Source organism: Flavobacterium sp. KKT103, from assembly GCF_055640565.1.
The window spans coordinates 1,992,512-2,018,051 of sequence record NZ_CM145766.1 but is presented as its reverse complement, the minus strand read 5'-3'; the positions used below and the strand labels follow the sequence as shown (position 1 = coordinate 2,018,051).

At 34.7% G+C, this 25,540-nt stretch carries 28 protein-coding genes; 22 read left to right on the top strand and 6 right to left on the bottom strand.

Going from position 1 to position 25,540, the window contains the following annotated elements; genetic code table 11:
* Positions 1 to 91: 91 nt before the first annotated feature.
* On the bottom strand, positions 92 to 484 hold the full coding sequence (locus ACZ2G0_RS08740) for an SRPBCC family protein (RefSeq protein WP_470307291.1): 393 nt from the start codon (positions 482 to 484) through the stop codon (positions 92 to 94).
* Positions 485 to 490: 6 nt separating this feature from the next.
* The gene (gene pyrE / locus ACZ2G0_RS08735) at positions 491 to 1,144 is read right to left on the bottom strand and encodes an orotate phosphoribosyltransferase (RefSeq protein WP_470307290.1); all 654 of its coding nucleotides are present in this window, start codon (positions 1,142 to 1,144) and stop codon (positions 491 to 493) included.
* A 7-nt stretch (positions 1,145 to 1,151) separates the two neighbouring features.
* On the opposite strand from pyrE, the gene ACZ2G0_RS08730 reads away from it, so the two are divergent.
* Together ACZ2G0_RS08730 and ACZ2G0_RS08725 are read left to right on the top strand one after the other, a co-directional pair.
* Entirely contained in the window at positions 1,152 to 1,757 is a 606-nt protein-coding gene (locus ACZ2G0_RS08730) for an NUDIX hydrolase (RefSeq protein WP_470307288.1), read from the top strand.
* 192 nt (positions 1,758 to 1,949) lie between these two features.
* A complete protein-coding gene (locus tag ACZ2G0_RS08725; protein WP_470307287.1) occupies positions 1,950 to 3,296 on the top strand; it encodes a DEAD/DEAH box helicase in 1,347 nt (448 codons plus the stop codon).
* Positions 3,297 to 3,767: 471 nt separating this feature from the next.
* On the opposite strand, the gene ACZ2G0_RS08720 is transcribed toward ACZ2G0_RS08725, so the two are convergent.
* From ACZ2G0_RS08720 to ACZ2G0_RS08710, 3 genes are all read right to left on the bottom strand, one after another.
* Positions 3,768 to 4,346, bottom strand: a complete 579-nt coding sequence (locus ACZ2G0_RS08720; RefSeq protein ID WP_470307286.1) for a PhnA domain-containing protein — start codon at positions 4,344 to 4,346, stop codon at positions 3,768 to 3,770.
* 102 nt (positions 4,347 to 4,448) lie between these two features.
* A complete protein-coding gene (gene coaD / locus ACZ2G0_RS08715; RefSeq protein ID WP_470307284.1) occupies positions 4,449 to 4,904 on the bottom strand; it encodes a pantetheine-phosphate adenylyltransferase in 456 nt (151 codons plus the stop codon).
* Positions 4,905 to 4,970: 66 nt separating this feature from the next.
* The gene (locus ACZ2G0_RS08710; protein WP_470307283.1) at positions 4,971 to 5,939 is read right to left on the bottom strand and encodes a D-alanine--D-alanine ligase; all 969 of its coding nucleotides are present in this window, start codon (positions 5,937 to 5,939) and stop codon (positions 4,971 to 4,973) included.
* Between the two features lie 197 nt (positions 5,940 to 6,136).
* Here ACZ2G0_RS08710 and ACZ2G0_RS08705 point away from each other — a divergent pair, with 197 nt between their 5' ends.
* From ACZ2G0_RS08705 to trxA, 6 genes are all read left to right on the top strand, one after another.
* Positions 6,137 to 6,754, top strand: a complete 618-nt coding sequence (locus ACZ2G0_RS08705; RefSeq protein ID WP_470307282.1) for a PASTA domain-containing protein — start codon at positions 6,137 to 6,139, stop codon at positions 6,752 to 6,754.
* The gene (locus ACZ2G0_RS08700) at positions 6,744 to 7,784 is read left to right on the top strand and encodes an RluA family pseudouridine synthase (RefSeq protein WP_470307281.1); all 1,041 of its coding nucleotides are present in this window, start codon (positions 6,744 to 6,746) and stop codon (positions 7,782 to 7,784) included. Before ACZ2G0_RS08705 ends, ACZ2G0_RS08700 begins: the two co-directional genes overlap by 11 nt.
* Before the next feature lie 329 nt (positions 7,785 to 8,113).
* On the top strand, positions 8,114 to 9,526 hold the full coding sequence (locus ACZ2G0_RS08695) for an MBL fold metallo-hydrolase (RefSeq protein ID WP_470307279.1): 1,413 nt from the start codon (positions 8,114 to 8,116) through the stop codon (positions 9,524 to 9,526).
* 32 nt (positions 9,527 to 9,558) lie between these two features.
* Entirely contained in the window at positions 9,559 to 10,389 is an 831-nt protein-coding gene (locus ACZ2G0_RS08690; RefSeq protein WP_470307278.1) for a methyltransferase domain-containing protein, read from the top strand.
* A gap of 1 nt (position 10,390) precedes the next feature.
* Positions 10,391 to 10,597 carry a hypothetical protein gene (locus ACZ2G0_RS08685; RefSeq protein ID WP_470307277.1) on the top strand — a complete coding sequence of 69 codons (207 nt, stop codon included), beginning with the start codon at positions 10,391 to 10,393 and terminating at the stop codon, positions 10,595 to 10,597.
* Entirely contained in the window at positions 10,590 to 10,895 is a 306-nt protein-coding gene (gene trxA / locus ACZ2G0_RS08680; protein WP_470307276.1) for a thioredoxin, read from the top strand. Before ACZ2G0_RS08685 ends, trxA begins: the two co-directional genes overlap by 8 nt.
* An 88-nt stretch (positions 10,896 to 10,983) precedes the next feature.
* Here trxA and ACZ2G0_RS08675 read toward each other — a convergent pair whose 3' ends face one another.
* Complete coding sequence (locus ACZ2G0_RS08675; RefSeq protein WP_470307275.1) at positions 10,984 to 12,450, bottom strand: aminoacyl-histidine dipeptidase; 1,467 nt, start codon at positions 12,448 to 12,450, stop codon at positions 10,984 to 10,986.
* Between the two features lie 379 nt (positions 12,451 to 12,829).
* Between ACZ2G0_RS08675 and ACZ2G0_RS08670 the strand changes: the two genes are divergently transcribed.
* The 14 genes from ACZ2G0_RS08670 to ACZ2G0_RS08605 all read left to right on the top strand — a co-directional run bounded on the left by ACZ2G0_RS08670 (position 12,830) and on the right by ACZ2G0_RS08605 (position 25,534).
* Entirely contained in the window at positions 12,830 to 13,951 is a 1,122-nt protein-coding gene (locus tag ACZ2G0_RS08670) for a GmrSD restriction endonuclease domain-containing protein (protein WP_470307274.1), read from the top strand.
* Positions 13,948 to 14,592 (top strand): MAE_28990/MAE_18760 family HEPN-like nuclease, encoded by a 645-nt coding sequence (locus tag ACZ2G0_RS08665; protein WP_470307273.1) that lies wholly within the window; start codon positions 13,948 to 13,950, stop codon positions 14,590 to 14,592. Before ACZ2G0_RS08670 ends, ACZ2G0_RS08665 begins: the two co-directional genes overlap by 4 nt.
* A gap of 386 nt (positions 14,593 to 14,978) precedes the next feature.
* Positions 14,979 to 15,860, top strand: a complete 882-nt coding sequence (locus ACZ2G0_RS08660) for an SH3 domain-containing protein (protein ID WP_470307272.1) — start codon at positions 14,979 to 14,981, stop codon at positions 15,858 to 15,860.
* 254 nt (positions 15,861 to 16,114) lie between these two features.
* On the top strand, positions 16,115 to 16,720 hold the full coding sequence (locus tag ACZ2G0_RS08655; RefSeq protein WP_470307271.1) for a peptidylprolyl isomerase: 606 nt from the start codon (positions 16,115 to 16,117) through the stop codon (positions 16,718 to 16,720).
* Between the two features lie 147 nt (positions 16,721 to 16,867).
* Positions 16,868 to 17,572, top strand: coding sequence for a DUF2225 domain-containing protein (locus tag ACZ2G0_RS08650; RefSeq protein WP_470307270.1), 705 nt, complete (start codon positions 16,868 to 16,870; stop codon positions 17,570 to 17,572).
* A 72-nt stretch (positions 17,573 to 17,644) separates the two neighbouring features.
* Positions 17,645 to 18,214 (top strand): hypothetical protein, encoded by a 570-nt coding sequence (locus ACZ2G0_RS08645; RefSeq protein WP_470307269.1) that lies wholly within the window; start codon positions 17,645 to 17,647, stop codon positions 18,212 to 18,214.
* A gap of 156 nt (positions 18,215 to 18,370) precedes the next feature.
* Complete coding sequence (locus ACZ2G0_RS08640) at positions 18,371 to 19,414, top strand: OmpA family protein (RefSeq protein WP_470307268.1); 1,044 nt, start codon at positions 18,371 to 18,373, stop codon at positions 19,412 to 19,414.
* Between the two features lie 115 nt (positions 19,415 to 19,529).
* Positions 19,530 to 20,510, top strand: a complete 981-nt coding sequence (locus tag ACZ2G0_RS08635) for an alpha/beta hydrolase (RefSeq protein ID WP_470307267.1) — start codon at positions 19,530 to 19,532, stop codon at positions 20,508 to 20,510.
* A 182-nt stretch (positions 20,511 to 20,692) separates the two neighbouring features.
* Positions 20,693 to 21,676 (top strand): DUF6624 domain-containing protein, encoded by a 984-nt coding sequence (locus ACZ2G0_RS08630; RefSeq protein ID WP_470307266.1) that lies wholly within the window; start codon positions 20,693 to 20,695, stop codon positions 21,674 to 21,676.
* 168 nt (positions 21,677 to 21,844) lie between these two features.
* Positions 21,845 to 22,321, top strand: a complete 477-nt coding sequence (locus ACZ2G0_RS08625) for a hypothetical protein (RefSeq protein WP_470307265.1) — start codon at positions 21,845 to 21,847, stop codon at positions 22,319 to 22,321.
* Positions 22,322 to 22,487: 166 nt separating this feature from the next.
* A complete protein-coding gene (locus tag ACZ2G0_RS08620; protein ID WP_470307264.1) occupies positions 22,488 to 23,201 on the top strand; it encodes a DUF3667 domain-containing protein in 714 nt (237 codons plus the stop codon).
* Positions 23,202 to 23,214: 13 nt separating this feature from the next.
* The gene (locus ACZ2G0_RS08615) at positions 23,215 to 23,679 is read left to right on the top strand and encodes a hypothetical protein (RefSeq protein WP_470307263.1); all 465 of its coding nucleotides are present in this window, start codon (positions 23,215 to 23,217) and stop codon (positions 23,677 to 23,679) included.
* A 325-nt stretch (positions 23,680 to 24,004) separates the two neighbouring features.
* The gene (locus ACZ2G0_RS08610; RefSeq protein WP_470307262.1) at positions 24,005 to 24,553 is read left to right on the top strand and encodes a porin family protein; all 549 of its coding nucleotides are present in this window, start codon (positions 24,005 to 24,007) and stop codon (positions 24,551 to 24,553) included.
* 360 nt (positions 24,554 to 24,913) lie between these two features.
* On the top strand, positions 24,914 to 25,534 hold the full coding sequence (locus tag ACZ2G0_RS08605; protein ID WP_470307261.1) for a carbonic anhydrase family protein: 621 nt from the start codon (positions 24,914 to 24,916) through the stop codon (positions 25,532 to 25,534).
* Positions 25,535 to 25,540 lie beyond the last annotated feature (6 nt).

The following is a 25,540-nucleotide window of genomic DNA, read 5'->3' as shown; positions in this document are numbered from 1 at the left end:
AAAACAAAAACGGTAGCAAGTGTACACTTGCTACCGTTTTTTTTATGTTTGCTCTTTACAATCTTACCCAATCAGGAATTGATTCTGGCACTTATAGTTTACCCATATTCCCAGCCAATGTTTCGATAAATTTCCCAATAGGTCCTTTGATCATCATAGCCATCATTGGGTTAAAATCACCTTCGAAGTCTAATTTCACTGCACTAGACGCATCTGATACCGCCTCAATATTAGCAATTAATGTAAAAGGAAGTTTATCGCTAGCCGCTCCTAAAACTACTTTAGAGGGAGCTACTTTTTCTTTCATTTTAAGTTTGATTTCTGGCATACCCTTTAAACCAAAAATAAAGGCGTCATCACCAATAACCTCGAATTTTGCAATATTCTCAGGCATTAATTTTTCAAAACTATTTACATCGCTCAATAAATCAAATAATTCTTGTGCTGATTTTTCAACAGTAACTTTAGGACTTTCTAAGTTCATTTTTTTTTATTTTTCAATATTAACTCCCCAAGTCGATGGACTTTTACTCCATTCTCTCAAAGTTTCTTCTTCTTTCTCTGTTATATAACTTTTTGCTACTGCTAAGTTCAATAAGTTTTGGTAGTTACTTAATGTGTACAAATCTAATTTAGCAGCTTTAAAATTATCTTCAGCAACTGCAAAGCCATAGGTAAATATTGCAGCCATACCTTTAATGTTGGCACCTGCAGCACGCAAGGCTTCCACAGCCATCAAGCTGCTGTTTCCTGTGCTAATTAAATCTTCAACTACAACAACATTTTGTCCTTTTTGCAAAAAACCTTCTACTTGGTTCTGGCGACCATGTTTTTTAGGCTCTGGACGAACGTAAACGAAAGGTAATCCCAAGCTTTCGGCCACAAGAATACCTATTCCTATCGCTCCAGTCGCAACTCCAGCAATAACATCTGGCTTCCCAAATTGTTTTTCGATATTTTTTGCAAATTCATCTCTAACATAATTTCTTATGGCTGGAAATGAGAGAATTAACCTATTATCACAGTAAATAGGCGATTTCCATCCGGAAGCCCATGTAAAAGGATTTCCTGGATTCAATTTAATTGCATTTATTTGTAAAAGCAATTCGGCTGTTTTTTCGGCAGTATCTTTATTAAAAATCATAGTACAAATGTATAAAGTTTTTGTGAACGACAAACCACTTTTTTTGACAAATAAAATATCAAAAGAAACGGACTTTCAACTATTCTTATTAGAGAGTATTGATATCGAACAACTTATTATTAAAATTTTTCAAAATAAAATTCAGAAAGCTTATCTCTACCATCCGGACGAAAAAGAGATTATGAAAACCCTGAAGGCCAAAATTCCTGTTAACAAAGCGGGAGGCGGTCTTGTTTACAATAAAAAAGGAGAGGTTTTATTCATTTTTAGAAACGGAAAATGGGATTTACCCAAGGGCGGAACCGAAAAAGGCGAAGATATCGAAGGGACTTCTATGCGTGAAGTAGAGGAAGAAACAGGTGTCAACCAACTCCGCATAATTAAAAAACTACAAAAAACCTACCACATCTTTAAACGCAACGGCGTCTACAAACTAAAAATTACGCACTGGTTCGAAATGCATTCAGATTTTGAGGGAACACCGCAAGGACAATTAGAGGAAGGAATCGAGAAAGTTGCTTGGGTACATCCTAACGACATTCCAGAGCTGCTCAAAAACTCCTACGAGAACATCAAATTACTTTTCGAAGAAGAGCCAGTCACACAGTCTTAAAAAGATCATTTGGGCGTGCCACCCTACGCAATAGAGGCTACTAATTATCATAAATAGTAGCCTCTATCACGTAAGCTGTCGGGCTATCCGTGCTACTTCGGTAGCTTACTTCTATCCCTCACGCGAAAAAATCACGAGCAGCATCACAAACGGTAGCCAAAAAAGTGAAAACTTTTTAATTACCTTTGCGCCATGAATAGTAAACACCTCCCACAAAACATACTTAAGAACTTAGGTATAGCTCAGCTAAACGAAATGCAAGACAGGGCGCAAGATGCCATCTTACATGATAATAATATTTTACTGCTGTCGCCTACCGGTTCAGGGAAAACATTAGCCTTTTTATTACCCATTTTAGAATTATTACAACCCGAAATTTTATCGGTGCAATGTTTAATTTTGGTTCCCTCACGCGAGCTAGGACTTCAGATTGAGCAAGTTTGGAAAAAAATGGGAACCGATTATAAAGTTAATGTATGTTATGGTGGTCACGCTATTGACACTGAAATTAAAAACCTAAGCAATCCTCCCGCAGTTCTTATTGGAACTCCTGGACGTATTGCGGACCATATCGATCGTGGTACTTTTAGATTGGACAAAATCCAAACAATGGTGCTAGACGAATTTGATAAATCATTGCAATTGGGTTTCCACGAGCAAATGTCTTTTATCATTGGTAAATTATCAAAGCTAAACAAGCGTATTCTCGTTTCGGCAACCTCTGATATTGAGATTCCAAAATACACGAGAGTAGTCAATCCTACCATTCTTGATTTCATCCCGGAAAACGAGGAAGAATCGAACCTAGCCATGAAACTAGTCGTGTCTAAGGAAAAAGACAAAATAGGAAGTTTGTTTCAGTTGATTTGTTCTCTAAAATCAGAAGCCGCAATTGTATTCTGTAACCATAGAGATGCTGCAGAACGCATCAGCGATACTTTGAACGAAAAAGGAATTTATGCCACCTACTACCACGGAGGAATGGATCAAGACGAGCGCGAACGTGCCCTTATCCAATTCCGTAACGGAAGTGTAAGCTACTTAATCACTACTGATTTAGCAGCTCGTGGTTTAGATATACCCGAGATGAATCACGTAATTCATTACCATTTACCACTAAAGGAAGACGAATTCACGCACAGGAATGGTCGTACTGCACGTATGACAGCCTCGGGAACGGCTTACGTTATAGCTCATGACAGTGAGAAAAAAATGGAATACCTGGATTACGGCATGGATGTGTACCAACTTCCTACTAGCGTTGCTTTACCAAAACCTCCTCTATACCAAACCATTTATATTAGTGGTGGAAAGAAAAATAAACTAAACAAAATTGATATTGTTGGTTTCTTTTCTCAAAAAGGAAAATTAGAAAAAGGCGATCTAGGCCTAATCGAAGTAAAAGATTTCATTTCCTTCGCTGCGGTGAAATTCAATAAAGTAAAAGACCTATTGCACAACATTAGAGACGAAAAAATGAAAGGCAAAAAGTTTAAAATTGAAGTAGCGAGAAAGGTTATTAAGAAGGAAGAGGAGTGATTAGTGTTTAGTGAATAGTGATTAGTGATTAGTGAATAGTAATTAGTGAATAGTGATTGGTAATTAGTGTAGAGTAACTAGTGAATAGTGATTAGTGATTAGTGATTGGTAATTAGTTTAGATTAACTAGTGAATAGTGATTAGTAATTAGTGATTGGTAATTAGTGTAGAGTAACTAGTGAATAGTGATTAGTGAAAAGTGATTGGTAATTAGTGTAGAGTAACTAGTGAATAGTGATTAGTGAATAGTGATTGGTAATTAGTGTATAGTAACTAGTGATTCGATCAAAGTGAAGTAAAAGTAAAACCTAGAAATAAACAAAAAACGTTAGTAAGAACTCGATTCCTACTAACGTTTTTTTTTAGTTATCAAAATAAAACCACAATTAATAACTTCAAAGCTCTAAAACTCAAACTCAGCAACTTTGAAACTTTGCAGCTCTGAAACTTTGCAGCTCTGAAACTCTGAAGCTACGTCTTCTTAACATACTGCGTAATAATCACAATCATTTGACCATCTACTTTTCCTTCGATGTATTCAGCATTTTCATGATCCAAACGAATGTTACGCACAGCTGTTCCTTGTTTTGCGACCATGCTCGATCCTTTTACTTTTAAGTCTTTTATTAGTACTACGCTATCACCATGTTCTAAGATCACGCCGTTACTGTCTCTATGAATAATTTTGTTTTCATCCTCTTCACCCTCACCTGTTGCTTGCGCATAGGCAAGTAAATCCTCATCGAGATACATCATGTCTAATAATTCCTTTGGCCAACCAGCAGAACGCAAGCGACTAAGCATTCTCCAAGCAACCACTTGAACTGCACTGTTCTCATTCCACATACTATCGTTCAAGCATCTCCAGTGGTTCAAATCTTCGTTTCCGGGATTTTCAATTTGGTCTTTACAAATAGCACAAGTCATGACTGCTTCGTCTAAACCTCCTTTTTTAGTTGGTAGTACTTCGTATACTTTCAGGTTTTCTGTAGACCCACATAATTCACATTTTGACCCTGCACGTTTGCTCAACTCTCTTTCTATGCTCATTGTTTGTTTTGTTTGTGGTTGCTGGCTTAATTGCGCTGGCAACACCTTTATTTTTAATCTAGTGTAATTTTTTATCTAAGCTGTAAAACGCTACCAATACTTTTATTTTACTCGAACAGCTTTAGGAACTAATTTTTCATATTCGCCACCATTGCGAAGCACGTCTCTTACGATGCTGGAGCTAATGTAGGACGTTCGCGCTGCTGTCAATAAAAAGACGGTTTCTATTTGAGACAAATGCCTGTTCGTATGCGCAATGGCCTTCTCGAACTCAAAGTCGGCAGGGTTACGCAAACCACGCAAAATAAAATCGGCTTTTATTTTTTTGCACAAGTCAATCGTAAGTCCTTCATAGGTAATTACGGTTACTTTTGGTTCGTTTTTGAACGTCTCTTCGATAAAGCGCTTTCGTTCTTCAAGAGGAAACATGTATTTTTTATCGGCATTGATTCCTATAGCAATTACAATTTCATCAAATAAAGAAATCCCTCTTTTGATAATGTCTTCATGACCGAGTGTAATAGGATCAAATGACCCTGGAAAGATGGCTTTTCTCATTTAGTGTGGTTTTTTGACTTTGTGCATTTACCGTTTTGATAAGAGCAGAAAGTGCTATTTAATTTCTTAAAATGACAATTCGATAGCGTTGGTGAACAAATCCTCCAAAGATATTCCGGCTGCAGCTGCTTGTTGCGGAATCAAACTTTCGGTGGTTAATCCCGGAATTGTATTCATCTCTAACATATGTGGCTCACCATTTACCAAAATAAATTCAGATCGTGAGAATCCTTTCATTTTTAAAACCTCATAAGCACGCTTAGCAATAGCTGCAACTTTAGCAGTCATTTCATCAGAGATGCGTGCAGGCGTAATTTCTTGTGACTTTCCTTGGTATTTTGCTTCGTAGTCGAAGAAATCATTTTCGGAAACAATTTCGGTAATTGGTAATACAACTACCTCTCCTTTGTATTCAATAACTCCTACTGAAACCTCGGTACCATCAAGGAAACTTTCAATAATAATTTCGTCGTCTTCTTTATACGCCATTGCAATTGCGATTGGCAATTCATCTTCGGTTTTTACTTTCGAAATTCCGAAGCTTGATCCTGCTTTATTCGGCTTTACGAAACAAGGCATTCCAACTTTGGCAGCAATTTCAGCAGTATCGATAGCATCTCCTTTGTTCAAGTAATAGGATATGGCCGTTTTAATTCCGTATGGTTTTAAAACAGATAGTAAGTCTCGTTTATTGAAAGTCAAAGCCGCTTGGTAATAACCGCAAGAGGTATGCGGAATTTTAAGCAGTTCAAAATAGGCTTGCATGAGTCCGTCTTCGCCTGGAGTTCCATGAATCGCATTGAAAACGCAGTCAAAATTAATTTTAGTACCATTAACTGTAACTGAAAAATCATTTTTATCAATGGGAAATTCGGTTTCATTATCATCTACATACACCCATTTTTCCTCGAAAATATGAATACGAAAACCCTTGTATTTACTTTTATCAAGATTGTTGTAGACTACGTTTCCGCTGATGAGAGAGATCTTGTATTCGCTAGAATAACCGCCCATGATAATGGCAATATTTTTCATTTGTTTAAGTTATATGTTCTGAAAACAGTTCGTTTTTAGCCCCGATAGCAGCGGTATCGCCCACCATTTTTTTGGTGGGAATAAAGCGGATAGCGGGAATAGCTTCGAATAAAAACTAGTATTCTAAGCTTAAACAAAATTATCATTTTTTTTGAAACGAATAAGCTATATCTTTGCCCTATTATAAAAATAAATTTATGAGTTTACGTAAATACCTTACTAGCCGTGTGTTTTTTACACAAGTTTTTCTTGCTGCCTTAATAATTGCTGTGTTAGGCTACCTGTTTATGCACTGGTTGACCTTTACTACTAATCACGGAAATGAAATTACGGTTCCTGATTTGAGCAAATTGACTGAGGAGCAAGTGGAAGAGAAATTAGACGGTATCGATTTAGATTATGTCCTGCTAGATAGTTTAGATTACCGCAGCGATTATCCTAAATACAGTGTGGTTCAGCAAGATCCATTACCGGGAGCGAAGGTAAAAGAAGGACGTAAGGTTTATATTAAAATTAATAGCAGCGGATTTTCATCAGTGAAAGTGCCTGATTTAATTGAAAAAACATACCGAGAAGCTGTTCCAACACTGAGAGCGCTAGGTTTAGAAGAAGGTACGATTACCTATATTCCTAATCTAGGAAAAGACATGGTTCTTGACATGCGTTACAAAGGTAGAAGCATCAAAGCGGGAGATAAAGTTTTGAAATCGTCTAAAATTGATTTGGTTTTAGGAGACGGAAAAGCGAGTTATGAAGAAGATATTGCTAACGATAGCATCAGAAATACATCAGAAGAATTACCAAATGAACAATAATATAGAGCCGGTTGAATTAGAAGAAGAAGAATTATTTGAACATTTTAAATTTGAAGTTCCTAAAGGGCAAGCTCCTTTGCGAATTGACAAATATTTAATGGGACTGATTCAAAATGCGACCCGAAACAAAATCCAAAATGCCGCTACCGAAGGTAATATTTTTGTAAATGATGCGATTGTAAAATCGAATTATAAAGTAAAAGCATTTGATATTGTACGTGTAATGTTAACACATCCTCCGTATGAGAATCATATTATCGCTGAGAATATTCCGTTGAATATTGTTTACGAAGACGATGCCTTGTTGTTAATTAATAAGGAACCCGGTATGGTGGTTCACCCAGGACACGGAAATTATACTGGAACCTTAGTGCATGCCTTGGCATACCACTTTGACAACTTGCCTATGAACAGCAGCGAGCGTCCAGGATTAGTACACCGTATTGATAAGGACACCTCAGGCTTACTGGTTATTGCTAAAACAGAGGCGGCGATGACGCACCTAGCCAAGCAATTTGAAGCAAAAACATCCGAAAGGGAATACATTGCTTTAGTGTGGGGAAATGTCGAAGAAGAAAAAGGAACGATCGAAGGAAACTTAGCACGCCACTTGAAAGACCGCATGCAAATGGCCGTTTTTGCTGATCCTGAAATTGGGAAACCAGCGATTACCCATTACCAAGTTCTAGAGCGCTTTGGTTACGTTACTTTGATTTCGTGCCAGTTAGAAACCGGACGTACGCACCAAATTAGAGCGCATCTCAAACACATAGGACATCCTTTATTTAATGACGAGCGTTATGGTGGTCATTTGATTTTAAAGGGAACTACATTTACTAAATACAAGCAATTTATTGATAACTGCTTTAAAGCGTTGCCAAGACAAGCGCTGCATGCGAAAACATTAGGCTTCGTTCATCCTACCACTGGAGAAATGATGCGTTTTGATACCGAATTACCGCAAGATTTTCAAGATTGTATCGAGAAATGGAGGGGTTACTCAAAATCACACATGACGGAGGAGGAATAAAAAAGATGTACGATGCTATGCAAATTATAGTTAAAAAAATGCCTCTTGTAATCGCAAGAGGTATTTTTTTTGATTTTTAGTCCCGTCCTGATTACACGATTTAAAATCGTGTAATCCTTCCTACAGGGAAGAGTTGTTCTGAGTTGAACGCTAGTAATCTTATTTGCAACTTTATAAAAGATACACCTTTGCTTGACAAAGAAAAACAACAGAAAAGGTATTTAATTGCAACCCAATTGTTGTTTTTTTGACCTTTGTAACATTAGTCACTGTACAACCGCAATACAAGAATTATCTTTGTATCAAATATTTAAAATAAAACTACACTCATGCAAATCGAACAAATATATACCGGATGTTTAGCTCAAGGAGCTTATTATATTACTTCTAATGGTGAAGCCGCAATTATCGATCCCCTTCGTGAGGTACAACCTTACTTGGACCGCTTGGAAAGAGATGGGGTACAATTAAAATATATTTTTGAAACTCATTTCCATGCTGACTTCGTATCAGGACATATCGATTTGAGTAAAGCAACAGATGCGCCCATCGTTTACGGTCCTACGGCTAAACCGGAGTTTGAATCTATTATTGCGACAGACAATCAAGAGTTCCAAATTGGAAACATAAAAATAAAAGCGTTACATACTCCTGGGCATACTATGGAGAGTACAACGTACCTATTGTTAGATGAAGCAGGTAAGGAACACGCAATCTTTTCAGGAGACACCTTATTTATTGGTGACGTGGGAAGACCTGATTTAGCTCAAAAAGCAGCTGATATGACGCAAGATCAATTAGCCGCTACTTTGTACAAATCGTTACGTACTAAAATCATGACGCTTCCTGACGAGGTGATCGTTTATCCTGCGCATGGTGCGGGTAGTGCTTGTGGTAAAAACATGAGCAAAGAGACCGTATCGACTATAGGAAACCAAAAGAAAGAAAATTACGCGCTACGTGCTAACATGACTGAAGCGGAATTTATTAAAGAAGTGACCGATGGGTTACTACCTCCTCCTGCTTATTTTGGGATGAATGTAGCAATGAATAAAAAAGGGTACGAAAGCTTTGAATCGGTTTTAAATAATGGAATGCAAGCGATAAAAGTAGCCGACTTTGAAGCAGTGGTGGAAGAAACTGGAGCTTTGATTTTAGACACCCGTAAAAATGGTGTTTTTGCTGCAGGATTTATTCCGCAATCGATCAGTATTGGTATCGATGGAGATTTTGCTCCATGGGTTGGTGCCTTAATCGCTGATGTGAAACAACCTATTATATTGGTTACAGAACTAGGTCAAGAAGAAGAAACGGTTACAAGACTAAGCCGCGTAGGTTTTGATAATTTAGTAGGTCACTTAGAAGGTGGATTTGAAGCTTGGGAAAAAGCAGGTAAGGAAACTGATACTGTTAACAGAATTACTGCCGAAACATTCGCAAAAGAAATAAAAATAGGAGAAAGCAAAGTAATTGACGTTCGTAAAGAAAGTGAATACTCAGCAGAACACGTGGATGAAGCGTATAGCAGACCCTTATCTAACATCAACGACTGGATTAAAGATATTGATCCAAAAGAACCTTTCTTTTTGCATTGCCAAGGAGGGTACCGTAGCATGATGGCGGCATCGATCTTGCAAGCGCGTGGGTTTAGAAATTTCAAAGAAGTAGCCGGTGGTTTTAACGCCATTGCTCAAACAACAATACCTAAAACAGATTTTGTTTGTCAAAGTAAAGTGCTTTAGTACTGCTTATTTAAAATAAAAAGAAAAAAATTATGAGTACGGATCAATGTTGTGCAGTTTCATGTGACAAGCCTTTAGATGGCAACTATTGGGACACACAATACCAACATAATACCACAGGCTGGGATTTAGGGCAGGTTTCTCCTCCCCTAAAATCCTGTGTCGATACGCTATCCAATAAAGATAGTGCCATTTTAATTCCTGGTTGTGGCAATACGTACGAAGCAGCCTACTTATTAGAACAAGGTTTTACAAATATCACCGTAATAGATATCGCACCTACCTTAGTGGCTGCTTTACAAAATAAATTTGGTAACAATCCCAATATCAAAGTGATTTGCGGTGATTTTTTCGAACACCAAGGACAGTATGATATAATTATTGAGCAAACCTTTTTTTGTGCCTTACCTCCTCGCCTACGCCAAAAGTATGTTTGGAAAATGCATGAACTGTTAGCTCAAAACGGAATTTTAGCAGGTCTTTTATTCAATCGTTCTTTTGAAGTGAGTCCGCCTTTTGGAGGAAGCAAAGACGAATACGAAAAATTATTTCAGCAGGCATTTCATTTGCAACACATAGCAGTTGCCACCAATTCAATTGCGCCAAGAGCAGAATCTGAATTGTTTATCGAATTTAGAAAAAACAGTGATGTATTAGTTTCTCTTTATGAATTCGAAGGCATTACCTGCAGCGGTTGCATGGATACGGTTAGCGCTGCATTTATGAACATCCAAGAAGTTAAAAATGTGAGTATGAGTACTGATTTTTCTGAAGTATTGATAGTGAGTACAACCGAAATTCCCTTAACGCAACTGCAAGCCATCGTATCTTACGATGAAAAATATAAAATAAAAAAGTACTAACATGAAACAACTTCTTTTTACCAATTGGCACAGCATGCGCTGGATCCGACTCGTAATCGGTCTTTTTTTCATGCAACAAGCCATTCAGCATCGTGAAATAGTAGCTGCTATAATAGCGGTATTTTTTATCTTCCAATCTGTTTTTAACACCGGATGCGGTTTGAACGGATGCGAAGTACCAACCCTTAAAAAAAGCAAAAATGAATAGTTCCTTCGATACTTTAATACAATCTGACAAACCCGTTTTAATCGATTTTTTCGCTACTTGGTGCGGACCTTGCAAAATGCTAGGCCCAATCTTGAAAGACGTAAAAGACCAAATGGGTGATGGTGTTTCTATCATTAAAATTGATGTCGATAAAAACCAACAAATCGCTGCACAATACCAAGTGCGTGGTGTGCCAACCATGATTTTATTCCAAAACGGAAAACAATTGTGGCGACAATCAGGCGTTTTGGACAAAGGCGAAATCATTAAAACCATCCTAGAGAAAAGCAATAAATAATACCACTTTTACAATACCACAGTACTAAAAGGAAAAACCCTCGTTTATCACTAAACGAGGGTTTTATTATTTACAGCGCTACTACTGCTTATTCCTTTTCAGGAATGTTAGCTAAAATTTCGACTAAAAATTTCCAAAATTTCTGAGACGAACTAATACTCGCTCTTTCATCTGGAGAGTGTGCTCCGTGAATCGTAGGTCCAAAAGAAATCATATCCATATCCGGATAATTCGTTCCTAGGATTCCACATTCCAAACCAGCGTGGCAAGCCACAACTCTTGGTTTGTCTCCGTTTTGTTTTTCGTATATTGGTACCAACACATCTAAAATTTCTGACTGTGCATTAGGCGTCCATCCCGGATAAGCTCCTGAAAATTCAACCTCACAACCCATCAGTTCAAAAGCCGAACGCAAGGCGTTAGCCAAATCAAACTTAGACGTCTCTACTGACGAGCGTGTCAAACACTGCACGACTAGTTTACCTTCTTCCAAAATCACTTTGGCGATATTGTTAGACGTTTCCACCAAGTTATCAAAGTCGGCACTCATGCGGTACACCCCATTGTGCGCCGTGTACATCGCACGAACAAAATAAAACTGAGCAATCGATGGCATTACCTTAGCAGGCGCTTTCTCTAATTTTTCAAAAACCACTTCCAGTTTCGGCTCTGTCGTTTTAAACTCCGTTTTGATTTCGTTTACAATTTGCTGCATGTCAAAAACAAAAGCTTCATCGTAAACCGAAGCAATAATGACCTGTGCTACACTTTCTCTCGGAATCGCATTGCGCAAGCTACCTCCATGAATCGAAGCTATTTGCAATCCAAAATTATCAAAACCGTCAAACAATAGGCGGTTCATGATTTTGTTAGCATTCCCAAGACCTTTATGAATATCCATTCCAGAGTGTCCACCACTCAATCCTTTAACCGTAATTTTATATCCTACTGATCCATCAGGTGTATCCTCTTCATCAAACTCAGCCTGAGCCGTCACGTCAATTCCACCCGCACAACCAATGTCTATTTCATCATCCTCCTCCGTGTCTAAATTCAACAGAATCTCTCCTTTTAGGATTCCGCCTTTTAGGTTTAAAGCACCCGTCATTCCGGTTTCTTCGTCAATCGTAAACAAAGCCTCAATCGCGGGATGTGCAATCGTTTTGCTTTCTAAAACCGCCATAATTGCTGCTACACCTAAACCATTATCAGCACCAAGCGTCGTACCACGAGCACGCACCCAGTCCGCATCAACATACATATCAATCCCTTGTGCATCAAAATCAAAAGTGGTGTCTCCGTTTTTTTGATGCACCATATCCAGGTGACCTTGCATAACGATTGGCTTGCGGTTTTCCATTCCTGCCGTCGCCGGCTTGCGAATGATTACATTGCGAATTTCATCTTCAAACGTTTCTAAACCCAGGCTTTCCCCAAAGTTTTTCATAAAAGCAATCACGCGCTCTTCCTTTTTAGACGGACGCGGAACGGCATTTAAATCAGCAAATTTATTCCAAAGTTCTTTTGGTTCTAGATTTCTTACTTCTTGACTCATATATCGGTTTTTGACTTAAAATGTATTAAAATCCAAAGTTACAAAGTTTAAACAGCTTATAGCCCCAAGAAACTAATAAATCCGCAAAAAACGATAATTTTTAGGGCGTGCCAGCAATCTAAAAAGGGCTAACCAATAGTTGTAAATAAAAAGCCCTTTCTAGATTGCTGTCGGGCTATTCGCGCTACTTCGGTAGCTAGCTGCTATCCCTCACGCTAGCCACTGCCTACAACCACAGGTACAAAAGAAAGAAAAAACTGAGTTCAAACGGTGCATTTGTGGGAAAGATGTGTATATTTGGTGTTATTGATGAGTTATGTGTCAGGCTATAACGACACAAATAGAATAAAACAGACATAAATAATATAATCAAAATATAATGGCACTACAAGACGAAATTGAAATCAAGAAAAAAGACATAAGCACTGATGGTTATCCGATGTCAATTGGAGAACTTATAAACTTATATAAGGATGGAGAACTTGATATTCATCCTGAGTTTCAAAGATTTTTTAGATGGACACCGACTCAAAGGACGAAACTTATAGAAAGTATTTTACTAGGTATACCTATTCCATCAATTTTTGTTTCCCAAAGAAAGGACGGTGTTTGGGATGTTGTTGACGGACTGCAAAGACTTTCCACAATTTTTGAATTCATTGGCATACTTAAAGATGAAAACAAAGCAGCATTACCTGCAAGTACACTTGTAAAAACAGATTATCTTCCATCGTTAGAAGGAAAAGTTTGGGAGAATGATGCGGACTCCGCAAATTCTTTAGATCCTGCAATGCGAATTGCATTTAAGAGGGAAAAAATTGATGTGAAAATTGTAAAAAAAGAGAGTGATGATTCTATAAAATTTGAATTGTTTCAAAGATTAAATACTCTTGGTTCAAAATTGTCTGACCAGGAAGTAAGAAACTGCCTATTGGTTATGCTTGACAAATCCTTCTACGAATGGCTGAAAGCACTTGCTGATGATGAACATTTTCTAAATACAATTTCAATAACAGATAGACTCGTTAGAGAAAAATATAATATGGAGCTTGCACTTCGTTTTATAATTTTAAATATAATAGACCCAAATGAAGTAAAAAGCGTTACCGATTTTAGCGAGTTTGTTACAAATAAGATGGTTACTATTGCTGCTGACCCTCAATTTAATCGGGACGAAATGGAAATAAAATTCCGTCAGACATTTTTGTTACTTGACAATGTATTTGCTGACTCAACATTTCAAAAATACAGTGAAGCTAAAGGTAGGTTTGAAGGTAAATTTTTAGTTGCTGCATTTGAGGCAATTGCAATTGGACTTGGCAAGAACATCGAACAGTGGACAGCGATTGAATATAATGAAAATGTTAAGGCTTCATTGATTTCTAAAGTAAAGGAAATATGGGCAGATGGTAGTTTTCAGGCGCGATATGGTTCTGGTGTAAATGTTACATCAAGAGTTCCAACCCTTCTTCCATTGGGAGAAAATATTTTGCGTCCATGAAAGTACGAAGTAAGGAGGAATTAATTGATTATTTAACAGCAGACTTGGCTTGGAGAAAAAAGGAACTGACGACATTATACAACAATGTTAAAACAGCAAATTCAAAAAATCTACCAACTGCATTACGTTGTGCATCTGTATTGTTATATGCTCATTGGGAAGGCTTTGTGAAAAATTCAGCAGAGAGTTATTTAACTTATATTAAATTTCAAAAACTAAATCTCAATCAAGTTAATTCAAATATTTTGGCATTATCTCTTAAACAAAAAATAACCGAATTTTCAATGACAAATAAAGCAACAACACATGTTCAATTTGTTGACTTTTTTCAAAACAATCTTAATGAAAGAGCTTCGTTTTCAGAAACCGAATCTATTAAGACACAATCAAACTTAAACTCAATAATTTTAAAAGAAATATTTGCAACAATTGGGTTGGACATTACTAATTATGACCTTAAGTCAAATCTAATTGACAAACAATTATTAAAATATAGAAATGATATAGCACACGGAAATCAACCACCTTTAAACAAACAAGAATATGAAGTTTTGCATGTTGAAATAATATGTATGTTAGACAATATTTATACAGACATAAGTAATGCAGCAGTTCTCGATAAATACAAAAAGGCAATATAGAATATCAATGCAATTATCTGACATTCAAAAAGCCCGAAAGCATAACAGCAGTTTCATGAAATGGCGAGAAATGTGCATGCATGACAAATTTATTTCCCAATGATATTCTATCTTAGTGGAAAGAAATCGGTTACGAAGTTCGCCACTTCATGAAGCCGCAAAACGTCAGTCCGTGAAAAAACTAAGTCAAAAAAGAGAAGGTATTCGGATACCTCTCGGAGAAAAATTTCATACAACCGATTCTCAGGAGGTTTTTTTGAGTTTATTCACAGTCTGACGTTGGCAGACATTTTGAAAAACCGCATAAATTTAACAACTAAATGAAATACATAATATTTTTATTTATTATATCTACTACTCCTTCTTTTTCTCAAGATATAGTTCAAATGAGTAGCGAAAATGGAATTTACACAATGCCTTGTGAAGTAAACGGATTGCAATTAAGATTTATTTTTGACACTGGAGCAAGTGATGTTTCAATTTCATTAACCGAAGCAATATTTATGTTAAAGAACAATTACTTATCACAAACCGACATAAAAGGTTCAACTTACTATCAAATTGCAAACGGAGATATTGTAGAGGGTACTACAATTAATTTAAGAAAAATAAAAATTGGAAATAAATATTTATATAATGTTAATGCTTCCATTGTACATTCAACATCATCTCCATTACTATTGGGACAATCGGCTTTAAGTAAAATAGGAAAATTTTCATTTGATTATTCCAACAATACTTTAATTTTTGGAGGTGAACATAATATAAATAAAGAAAATTATGATTATGGTTCCAGTACTAACCGAGAAAGTTCTAATGACTATACAACTACTATGAAAGTAGACGGTAAATTAAGAAGCAGTGATAACCCTATGTCAAGTATTATTAAACATATTCCTGCTAATGCAACAATTAAAGTAATTGAACACAAAAATGACTATTGGAAAGTTTTTTACGATGGTGAAACTGGATATTTAAATGGAATGTATTTAAACATTACATTTAATATGTCCACAATGCAAAATGGAAATATCCAGTCAAATTCAAATTCAAAAAATTATGAAATTACCACAATGAAAATTGAAGGAAAATTGAGGAGTAGTGATAGTCCTATATCTGATTTTATTATAACCATTCCCGCTAATGCAACTATTAGGGTATTTGGAAACAAAAATGGATATTGGAAAGTTTTTTATAATGGTGAAACTGGATATTTAAATGAAATGTATCTGAATGTTACCTACAATATGTCATTAAAGAAAGAGTAAAAACGATCTGCCAACACCGGTGCTTGTTGCATAACTGGCTTTTTGATTAATTTTGATTAGTTTTAATAAATAGTGAATTTACAAAGTATTATAAATCAATTGAATATCATTTTTTTTAATTTTACACTTTTTGACTAGCATTACTGTTTTTTGGGTTGTGCAACAAGCACAGCGGTTTGCATAAATGGCGAGATATGTGGTAAATTCACGTTTACCTTTCGCATCAAGTTCCAGCCATAATTAAAACCATAAATATGAAAACACTCTTTCTACTTCTACTTGCTTTTGTTTCAATCGAATCCTTTTCTCAATCGATTACAGAGCAGTTATTAAAAGTAAATACGATTGAAGAGGCTCAGAATTTAGCGATAGAAAATCCACTTTTTGAAGCTGAACTATTAAGCATTCACCCGGAAATTGAAAATGATGCTTTCGCAAATAAAGTAGCTGAAGCAAAAGCAGGTGAAGTATTTTCAGATTTAAATTTTACTTACAAAATACTTTTTGAGAAAAACACAATGGCATTTCGAGTTAGTTATATTTTTCTAGACGCGAATAAAACACCATTAGCAAAAATTGAAGAATTAAGAACTACAATCTTGAAGGAATACAGCAATGGTATTCCGTTTTCGGATTTAGCGAATAAATATACAATGGACAGTAATAAAAATGGCGATTTAGGTTGGTTTACTGAAGGAATGATGGTTCCCGAGTTTGAAACAGCAGTAAAAAACCACAAACAAAATGCAGTATTTAAGGTAGATGTTACCAATGAAAAATGGTATTACATTGTCCTAAAAACAGATAATGACAAACCCATACGGGAACTCACAATATTGAAATTAAAGAGCAGCAGCTAGTACTGAACTAGATAGCGATGAAGCGCATTTTAATTAGCGTACAGGAACAAATTATCTTTAATCGTTAAATTAATAGATTACAAACTCACAACTAAATCACTGCAGCGAAGAGTAAATTATTCAAACCAAACACAAACACAGTTACCTATGAAAAAATTGATAATCCTAGTTCTAGTGCTTTTAGCAGGACAAAATTTCGTTAATGCACATACTTGTGAAAATGAAACCGTAAAATGTCCAATAGATAATCAAGAAGTTTCGTTTTGTGTAACAATGAGTATGTCTACTTTTGGTACAACTAAAGATTTTCAAAGTCAAGGTGCCATTGGAAGCCATTATGAAGAATTAATAAATAGCTGTCCTAAATGTCATTTTTCCGGATATATAGACGACTTTAAAGTAACATTAAATGAAGACGAAAAATCGATAATTAAAGATTATTTGGCAAAATTGGAAAAAATCAAAATTGATGATGCAAGAGAATGTTTAATTGCAGCAGAAATCAAGGAATTGCAAAAAAAGCCAAATAGAGAGATTGCTTTTTGTTATGTGACAGGATCTTACCTACTGCGCGAAAAAACCAAACAAGATGCATTTCGAAAAGAGCTTCAAACTAAAGCTTCTGAGAATTTAATTACTGCTTTAACAAAAAACGAATACGAGGACAAAACTGTCATAGCTAATATCAACTACTTGATCGCTGAAATGGCAAGAAGAAGTGGGAATTTTGATAAGGCAATCCAATTTTACGATTTAGCTATCAATGACCCAAATAAAAAAGAGTGGGTAGAAAAAGTAGCAAAAGAACAAAAGGAATTAGCTTCTAAAAAAGATGAAAACAATACGATCTAAAAAGCAATTAAAAATCTTAAAATGATACAGTTCATTAAAAATCTATTTAACCAATCTAAGCATACACAAAAAATGAAAACAGGTATTTTGCAGTCGATTTTGCAAAAATCGAAAGACAACAAGGAAATAATTTCGATTTGGCAATACAACAACGATAAAGGATCTATTGTTGGTTATATCACAGAGATCAATGACGAGTACATTGGATTTAGACATTTCACTAGATTTGGTAAACAAGATGGTATCATTTTTATAAGGGTTTCAAACATTAAAAACATCGACTTTAATGATGATTACACTAAAGTAATGGAATGCCTAATTCAATATTCTGACATAATTGACAAACCCTCTACCTTTCATATAGACTTAAATCAATCCGGATATTGGCAGTATAACGCATTACTGCAACTCTACAACGCTAAAACTGAAATGGCAAGCATTGAAATTAATGGAAATGAATTTTTTAGTGGTTTTGTAAAAGACATATCTGAGGACGATTTTATACTGAATTGTGTAGCGAAAAATGGCGAGGATTTAGGAACATCTATATTTAAAATCGAAGACGTAACCGAAATTAGAGTGAATGATATTGACGATCGAAGAAGATTACTACTTTACAAATGGAGAAAATCAAGTCTGTAAGTCTACTATGGAGCTATTAATTAGCATTTCGAATCATGTTATTATTCCGCTAAAAATTAAGCGGAGAAAAGCTTTTAGCCTTACTCAAACAGCAAAACATTATTATCAAAGACTTAAAACAAATAAAAAAATATACCTAACTTACTATAATAAAAGATGAAAAAAAACATTTTAGGATTAATCGTAGTACTAACTATGCTTACCTCTTGCAAAGAAAATCAAAACAAGGTCAATGATGAAGCAGCTGCAGTTGATAAAGTAATTGTTAAAGAAACTGACGATAAGCAGATACAATCTCCTGACAGTAAATTTGATATTAATAAAATTAAATTATCAGAAAATTTAGAAGGAACTTTTCCTTTTTTTAAACTGCCAGAAGGCTATGTTTTTAATGACCCAAGAAAATACCACGGACAAGGGGAAACCAAAGAAGTCGACAGAGAATATTTTTGTAACCGAGGTATCTATTTCCCAATGGATGGCAAAACTTATAAAGCAACAATAAGGGTTGATGACGAAAATTTTAAAGATAAAAAATTTTCAATATTAGAATTGCAAAAGAGTTTTGATGACCTTATTTTAAAAATGGGAGGTGAAAAAATCAATAACGCGGAACGATTACAACCTGGAGAAAATAACCGCCTAGACAGTATTGACAAGAATGCACTTGCAAATGAATATACGCACTCGAGCGTAAATATAGAAAATGTACATACCTATGTAATACGTACAAGAGATAAAAGCATTTTTATACAATGCAATATAGGCTCCGAAAGTGCGGCTATAACTATTTTGGAAGTTAAAGAATTTAAAAATCAAATGACTATTATTCCTGCTGCTGAAATTCAAAAACAGTTAGATCAAAAAGGGAAAGCTATCCTTTACATCAATTTCGATACCGATAAAGCAACTTTAAAAGCAGACGGTAAACAACTCGTGGAGCAAATTACAAAACTATTGGAGAACAATAAATTATTAAAACTTTCTATTGAAGGACACACGGATAATACTGGAGAAATCCAACATAACAAAGAACTTTCAAAGCAAAGAGCAACTACTGTATTTAATGTATTGACTACCGCTGGAATTCTATCTTCACGTTTACAAGTGAAAGGCTATGGAAGTGAAAAGCCATTGGTTTCTAACGATTCTGAAACCGACAAGGCAAAAAACAGAAGAGTAGAGCTAGTCAAAATATAAGGTGTATAGAAAAATAAGTCGTGAAAGCACGTTTTATTTTTAATGCAAATAAGTTAAAAACGTATAGTCTTAACGCAGCAAAACATTACAACCATTTATGAAAAACACGGTATTAATGATTGTACTATTTTTTTCTTGCAACTCAAATGCACAAAATATTTATGGGTACGAAAAGGAAATAAGTACTGTCGAAAATTACGACACGACAGAAATCAACACGATAAACCAAGATAACAATATCACCATTTCAGGTACGTTAATTGAACCAAAGTCAGATTATGGTAAAATTATTATCATTGTTCCAGGTAGCGGAAAAGATACACGACATTCTCATTATTATTTAGCGGAAGAAATCCTCAAAAACAATAGTGCTGTTTTTAGATTTGATGAACGCGGAATAGGTAAATCCGATGGAAAATATTCAGAACTGGCAGGAGATTTATCTAGTGATTTAAGTTTTGTTTTTCGAAAATTACAGAAAACGTATCCGGAGAAAAAAATTGGGATTATTGGACACAGTTTAGGAGGAATTGCCACTCTGGAAATGATTCAAAATAAAATAAACCCTGATTTTATCGTTTTAATAGAAACTCCAGTACTAAAAAATGGTTCATTCATCATTAATCAATTTAAAGCAGATTATGAAAACAGCTTACCAGCAGTTATGCGAAAAGGAAAGACCAAAGAAGAGGTTTTATTTTTTATCGATGGTTACATTGCCATAGCTAACAAGTTCAAGAACGAATTTTTAAAAAGTGAACTAAAAAAGTACATCAAACAAAGTAGCTTTGACAAAAGATTTATTGCCTTACTATACGATACGTTTTTTATTGAATCGATAACAACTAATCTTGAAGAGACTTTGAAGCAAACTTCTGTAAAAACTTTGTATTTAACGGGCACAAAAAATACTATTATCAACTATAAAGAGGAAACCAATCTGATAGAATCTTTTAGAAATCCAAATATTAAAATTGAAATATTTGAAGGTTTAAATCATTATTTGACAGATAGAAACGGAAAAGCTGGCTCTTCTTTATATAATATGGATAAACAACCACTTAATTTAGTAATTAATTGGATTAAAGAACAATAACAAATAGTTTCAGCAGTAGAGCTAAACGAAAAGAAATTAGCTACTTTCGCAATAATCCTTCACCAGCAATAAGATTTCAGAGGAAAATCAGCCTTTTTAGAACTACCAGCCAGCTCAAATGTGATACGACCTTGCTTCGAATCCAAAAAAAGCTCCAACGATAGACACCACAAACTAAAAAAATGAATAGAATAAAAATTATCTTTCTACTACTTTTAAGTATTAATACAGTTTTTGCACAAGAACTAATTTCATATGATGAAACTATTGAAATAGCTGAAGATTTTTTAGAATCAAGTAATTACAACGAAGCAAATCAATACTATAAAAAAGCTTTTAAAATAGTAAACGAAAATGTAATAACTCCAGACATACGTTTTGATGCAGCAATTGCATTCTCACTTTCCAATGATAAAAAATCTACTTACAAACAGTTATTAAAAATTTCTAAGAAAGGAATATTTGATACTTACACAAACTATAAAAACATAGCAGAGGAAGAAGGATTTAAAAATTTGCACGACGAGAAAAAATGGAGTAAACTTCTTGAAAAAATCAAGATTAGTGAAGATCTAGCAAACAATACAATTAATGAGAACTTAGTTTTATTACTAAAAGAAATAAGCAAAAAAGACCAAGAAGTGAGACAAGAATTTGCAGAAACGATGCAAAAATATGGAGATCAATCAGATGAATTTAGAAAATATGGAATCAAAGTAAGAGAAGTTGATTCAATAAATTTTATCGAATTTGAACATGTCATCAATAAATACGGATGGCTAGGACCTGAGGTAATTGGAGAAGATGGGGTAAACACCTTATTTACAATAGTCCAGCATAATAATTTAGAGATTCAGAAAAAATATTTACCCTTTATAAAAAAGGCAGTTGATGATGGTAAACAATACCCAAATGATTTGGCTTATTTAGAAGATCGAATTGCAGTGAACAGTAATAAAATGCAAACCTATGGCACTCAATTAAAAATTGATGAAAATAAAAAGTATTATGTTTGGCCAATCAAAAATCCAAAATCTATAAATAAAAGAAGACTCAAAATAGGGTTAGATACATTAGAAGCCTATATAGATAAGTATGGTATCATTTGGAATGCTACAAAGCACGAAGAAGATACATTAAGGATATTTCATGGGAGGAGGCAATAATATGTAGCAGCAGCCGCTTGAAAAGCTGGAAATTTAATAGAATGTTCTTTTAGTACCAAATTTTTTCAAGTAGTATCCGGACTAGTATTAGACTTTAAATCAGCTTCATACCCTTATTTAAACGTAAATAGTTTTTAAAAAAAAAGCAGTAATCAAAATAAAAAATCTATGATACACTGGACAAAAGAGTTAGCGGTTACGCTACAATCTAAAACAGCTAATTATACTGATCAGGAAAAACGAAATTTTCACACCGACTATTTGAAAAATCTACTTTCCAAGATAGAGCAAGATAATTTGATTATCGAACCTAGTCTTCAAACCACGATGGAAGCTATCATAAATGATATGCCCATCAAAATTAAAGACAGCAAATTAAACTATAAATCACAGCAGCTAAACAAAATAACTAATTTACAAACTACCATACAGCAGCAATTTAATTTGGTTAAAAAAAAGCATTTTTCCAACCAATACTTAGCTTTAGGAATTGGTCTAGGAATGTGTTTTGGATTGCCAATTGCAACCGCTTTAGGAAATATCGCTTTAGGTCCCGCACTTGGTTTACCATTCGGGTTGTGTGCCGGTTTATTAATTGGTCAACGATTAGATAACAAGGCTGCAGCGGAGAATAGAGTCTTGTAAGATATAATCTATATCTTTGAAATTTTAAAATCATTACTATTTAAGGCTGTTATTGTACTGTCGTAATTGTACAAGAAGAAAAAAATTTTACCATTTAAAAAGCATAACAATAATTCGACTGAACGAAACAATAAAAAAGACTAACTCAAAATTAAAATAAAACCAAATGACTTGTACAAATTGCAGCACAGAATTAAATACTAAATTCTGCCCTAATTGTGGACAACCCGCACAACTAAAAAGAATTGACGGTCATTACATCATGCATGAAATAGAACATGTTTTACATTTTGAACGTGGTATTTTATATACCATCAGAGAATTGCTTACAAGGCCTGGACAAAATATTCGTAAGTACTTAAGTGAAAATAGAAGCCGTCTCATAAAGCCTATTATTTTTATCATTCTGACTTCCCTAATTTATACCTTGATTAGTCATTTTTTTCATATCGAAGAAGAATTAATATCCGTTCATGATATAGGAGCTTCCTACGTAGGTAAAATGATCACCTGGATGCAAAACAATTACGGATATACCAGTATTTTAACGGCCGCATTCATTGCTCCTTGGCTAAAATTGTTTTTTAAAAAGTATGGATATAATTTTTATGAACTCATAATTATGTTGTGCTTCGTGCAAGGAATATCAATGCTAATCTTCGCTATTTTTGCTTTATTACAAGGCCTATTTCACATAAAACTAATAAGTGCAGCTGGTATTCTCGGATTTATTTACATGACTTGGGCGACAGGTAACTTTTTTGAAAAAAGAAAAATAGCAAATTATGCAAAAGCAATACTTGCAATTCTACTAGGGACAATATCCTTTTATGTAATCATTATTGCATTAGGCCTATCAATTGACGTACTAACACAATAAGAAAGAAAAACACATGGCGCTACTTGACTTAAAAGAAAAAGAACGACTATACGAAAACAATAAAGTGTATCTACAACATACGCAACTTGGCTCACTTTTGAACGAACTCGCTGAAAAGGATTTAACTCCTGAAATGATTGCATCTATTAATCAAGATATTGTAGCTGTAAACGAACATGATGTTACTGTTAATGGCTTATCAAAATTGATTAAAACCAAGCAAACTACAATTTTAAAACTAGTAGAAAAAGAGCTTAAAATTGTTCCAAAAGATTACTACCAAAAACTATGGCAAGTTACTGGAATGTCAGCCATTGGATTGCCTATTGGAGCTGCAATTGGGGCAATTGCTAAAAATATGGGATTACTAGCAATCGGTTTACCTATAGGAATGGGTATTGGCGTTCTAATTGGCGCTCGAATGGATAAAAAAGCAGTAGCAGAAGGCCGACAATTACAAACCGAAATAAAAGCTTAACACCTTAAAAGCAGTCCGTAATTTTGATTTCTACATTAATTTGAATCCGCAGGATTTCGTGCTAATGAACCTCCTCAGCAAAATTCAATATTGATTTTTCGTAAAACAGTTGCAACAAAATCAGCGTCTTTTACCATTTCACTCACTGCTTTTTGTACTTAATAATCTTAAAAAAACAGCAAACAGCTTAACTGCAGCACTTCAATTGAGTTCCATTAAAAAGTAGTGTTAAATTTGGTTAAAAGTAAGTTAAATTGTATAAACGGAAAGTTTTGGTATCGCAAAAAAGCATTCATTTGTACAAAATAACTTAAATTTTAACTTTATGAAAAAAATTTTATTGGTAGCTGTACTTACAGTTTTAGGATTTGCTAGCGGTCATGCGCAAGAGATTAAATTTGGTGCTAAGGCAGGATTGAACTTTGCTAACGTTAGGGGAGAAAATTCAGATGCTTACGATACCGTAACTTCTTTTAATTTTGGTGGTTTAGCTGAAATTCCGCTTTCCGAAAAAATTTCATTCCAACCTGAGGTGTTGTTTTCAGGTCAGGGATATAGTTTTGGTAACGATATAGCAGCGCTAAATTATCTTAACGTTCCACTAATGGGAAAATATTACGTAACAAAAGGACTGAGCCTTGAGGCAGGTCCACAAGTAGGATTCTTACTTTCTGCAAAAACGGACAATGCCGATGTAAAAAATTTATTTAAAAAAGTTGATTTTGGAGTTAATGCGGGCCTAGGCTACAAACTTGAGAACGGCCTTAATTTCAGTGCGAGATATAATTTCGGATTATCTAATATTAGTAGCGTTGCAAATACCACCAATAAAAACGGTGTTGTACAAGTATCAGTAGGGTATTTCTTTTTATAAAATAAACAGATTCTTGTTTTTAAGTCCCAAGTTAATGCTTGGGACTTTTTATTTTTATACCAATAGCAAGAACTAAAAGCTTCACAAATTTAGGAATCAAGGATCTAATTCGAGAAATAGATACTACTAAAATCAGGGCCATTATCAACTTAAGTAGCAATTTAATAAATAAAAAACACCTTAATTCTAGCTCCACTACAAGCACAAATTTTAAAGTAAAACAGTTATTTTGGTTCGTAATTTACTCTTAAGAAAACGATAAAAAACAGAATACATCACATTATCAGCTAGTTATTTAGGTTATTTTTTGTAACTTATTGGTCTAATTACAATCCTAAACCACTCTAAACACTGATAAATATGAAAACACAATCTAAAGAAACTCAAGAAAATCTTAGTCCAGAGGAAGTCCTACAAATGCTTAAAGAAGGAAATAAAAGGTTTGCTAAAAACTTAAAAGCAAATCGCAATTTACAACAACAAGTATTAGAAACTAGCGAAGGTCAGTTTCCTATAGCCACCATACTAAGTTGTATGGACTCCCGAACTTCAGCAGAACTTATTTTTGATAAAGGTTTAGGTGATATATTTAGTATTCGTATTGCTGGTAATGTTTTAAATGATGATATTTTGGGGAGTATGGAATTTGGCACCAAAGTAGTAGGTACTAAAATTATTTTAGTGCTAGGCCATACTAAATGCGGAGCAATAGTAGGTGCCTGCGATGCTGTAAAAATGGGTAATCTTACACAACTTTTAGATAAAATAAAACCAGCCATCGATGCCGAAAAAGTAATAGTAACAAATAGAACAGGAAGTAACGAACCATTTGTAAACAATGTAACAATAAACAACATACAAATTGTTATGGATCAAATACGGAAAGAAAGTAGCATTATAGCACAATTGGAAAGTAAAGGTAACGTACAAATTGTTGGAGGACTGTACGATGTAACCAGCGGCGAAGTGACTTTTTACTAAGCGCTA

Bases quoted from the DNA above. Each gene is read 5' to 3' on its own strand.
- ACZ2G0_RS08740 (WP_470307291.1), bottom strand. From the start codon at position 484: ATGAACTTAGAAAGTCCTAAAGTTACTGTTGAAAAATCAGCACAAGAA.
- pyrE (WP_470307290.1), bottom strand. From the start codon at position 1,144: ATGATTTTTAATAAAGATACTGCCGAAAAAACAGCCGAATTGCTTTTA.
- ACZ2G0_RS08730 (WP_470307288.1), top strand. From the start codon at position 1,152: ATGTATAAAGTTTTTGTGAACGACAAACCACTTTTTTTGACAAATAAA.
- ACZ2G0_RS08725 (WP_470307287.1), top strand. From the start codon at position 1,950: ATGAATAGTAAACACCTCCCACAAAACATACTTAAGAACTTAGGTATA.
- ACZ2G0_RS08720 (WP_470307286.1), bottom strand. From the start codon at position 4,346: ATGAGCATAGAAAGAGAGTTGAGCAAACGTGCAGGGTCAAAATGTGAA.
- coaD (WP_470307284.1), bottom strand. From the start codon at position 4,904: ATGAGAAAAGCCATCTTTCCAGGGTCATTTGATCCTATTACACTCGGT.
- ACZ2G0_RS08710 (WP_470307283.1), bottom strand. From the start codon at position 5,939: ATGAAAAATATTGCCATTATCATGGGCGGTTATTCTAGCGAATACAAG.
- ACZ2G0_RS08705 (WP_470307282.1), top strand. From the start codon at position 6,137: ATGAGTTTACGTAAATACCTTACTAGCCGTGTGTTTTTTACACAAGTT.
- ACZ2G0_RS08700 (WP_470307281.1), top strand. From the start codon at position 6,744: ATGAACAATAATATAGAGCCGGTTGAATTAGAAGAAGAAGAATTATTT.
- ACZ2G0_RS08695 (WP_470307279.1), top strand. From the start codon at position 8,114: ATGCAAATCGAACAAATATATACCGGATGTTTAGCTCAAGGAGCTTAT.
- ACZ2G0_RS08690 (WP_470307278.1), top strand. From the start codon at position 9,559: ATGAGTACGGATCAATGTTGTGCAGTTTCATGTGACAAGCCTTTAGAT.
- ACZ2G0_RS08685 (WP_470307277.1), top strand. From the start codon at position 10,391: ATGAAACAACTTCTTTTTACCAATTGGCACAGCATGCGCTGGATCCGA.
- trxA (WP_470307276.1), top strand. From the start codon at position 10,590: ATGAATAGTTCCTTCGATACTTTAATACAATCTGACAAACCCGTTTTA.
- ACZ2G0_RS08675 (WP_470307275.1), bottom strand. From the start codon at position 12,450: ATGAGTCAAGAAGTAAGAAATCTAGAACCAAAAGAACTTTGGAATAAA.
- ACZ2G0_RS08670 (WP_470307274.1), top strand. From the start codon at position 12,830: ATGGCACTACAAGACGAAATTGAAATCAAGAAAAAAGACATAAGCACT.
- ACZ2G0_RS08665 (WP_470307273.1), top strand. From the start codon at position 13,948: ATGAAAGTACGAAGTAAGGAGGAATTAATTGATTATTTAACAGCAGAC.
- ACZ2G0_RS08660 (WP_470307272.1), top strand. From the start codon at position 14,979: ATGAGTAGCGAAAATGGAATTTACACAATGCCTTGTGAAGTAAACGGA.
- ACZ2G0_RS08655 (WP_470307271.1), top strand. From the start codon at position 16,115: ATGAAAACACTCTTTCTACTTCTACTTGCTTTTGTTTCAATCGAATCC.
- ACZ2G0_RS08650 (WP_470307270.1), top strand. From the start codon at position 16,868: ATGAAAAAATTGATAATCCTAGTTCTAGTGCTTTTAGCAGGACAAAAT.
- ACZ2G0_RS08645 (WP_470307269.1), top strand. From the start codon at position 17,645: ATGAAAACAGGTATTTTGCAGTCGATTTTGCAAAAATCGAAAGACAAC.
- ACZ2G0_RS08640 (WP_470307268.1), top strand. From the start codon at position 18,371: ATGAAAAAAAACATTTTAGGATTAATCGTAGTACTAACTATGCTTACC.
- ACZ2G0_RS08635 (WP_470307267.1), top strand. From the start codon at position 19,530: ATGATTGTACTATTTTTTTCTTGCAACTCAAATGCACAAAATATTTAT.
- ACZ2G0_RS08630 (WP_470307266.1), top strand. From the start codon at position 20,693: ATGAATAGAATAAAAATTATCTTTCTACTACTTTTAAGTATTAATACA.
- ACZ2G0_RS08625 (WP_470307265.1), top strand. From the start codon at position 21,845: ATGATACACTGGACAAAAGAGTTAGCGGTTACGCTACAATCTAAAACA.
- ACZ2G0_RS08620 (WP_470307264.1), top strand. From the start codon at position 22,488: ATGACTTGTACAAATTGCAGCACAGAATTAAATACTAAATTCTGCCCT.
- ACZ2G0_RS08615 (WP_470307263.1), top strand. From the start codon at position 23,215: ATGGCGCTACTTGACTTAAAAGAAAAAGAACGACTATACGAAAACAAT.
- ACZ2G0_RS08610 (WP_470307262.1), top strand. From the start codon at position 24,005: ATGAAAAAAATTTTATTGGTAGCTGTACTTACAGTTTTAGGATTTGCT.
- ACZ2G0_RS08605 (WP_470307261.1), top strand. From the start codon at position 24,914: ATGAAAACACAATCTAAAGAAACTCAAGAAAATCTTAGTCCAGAGGAA.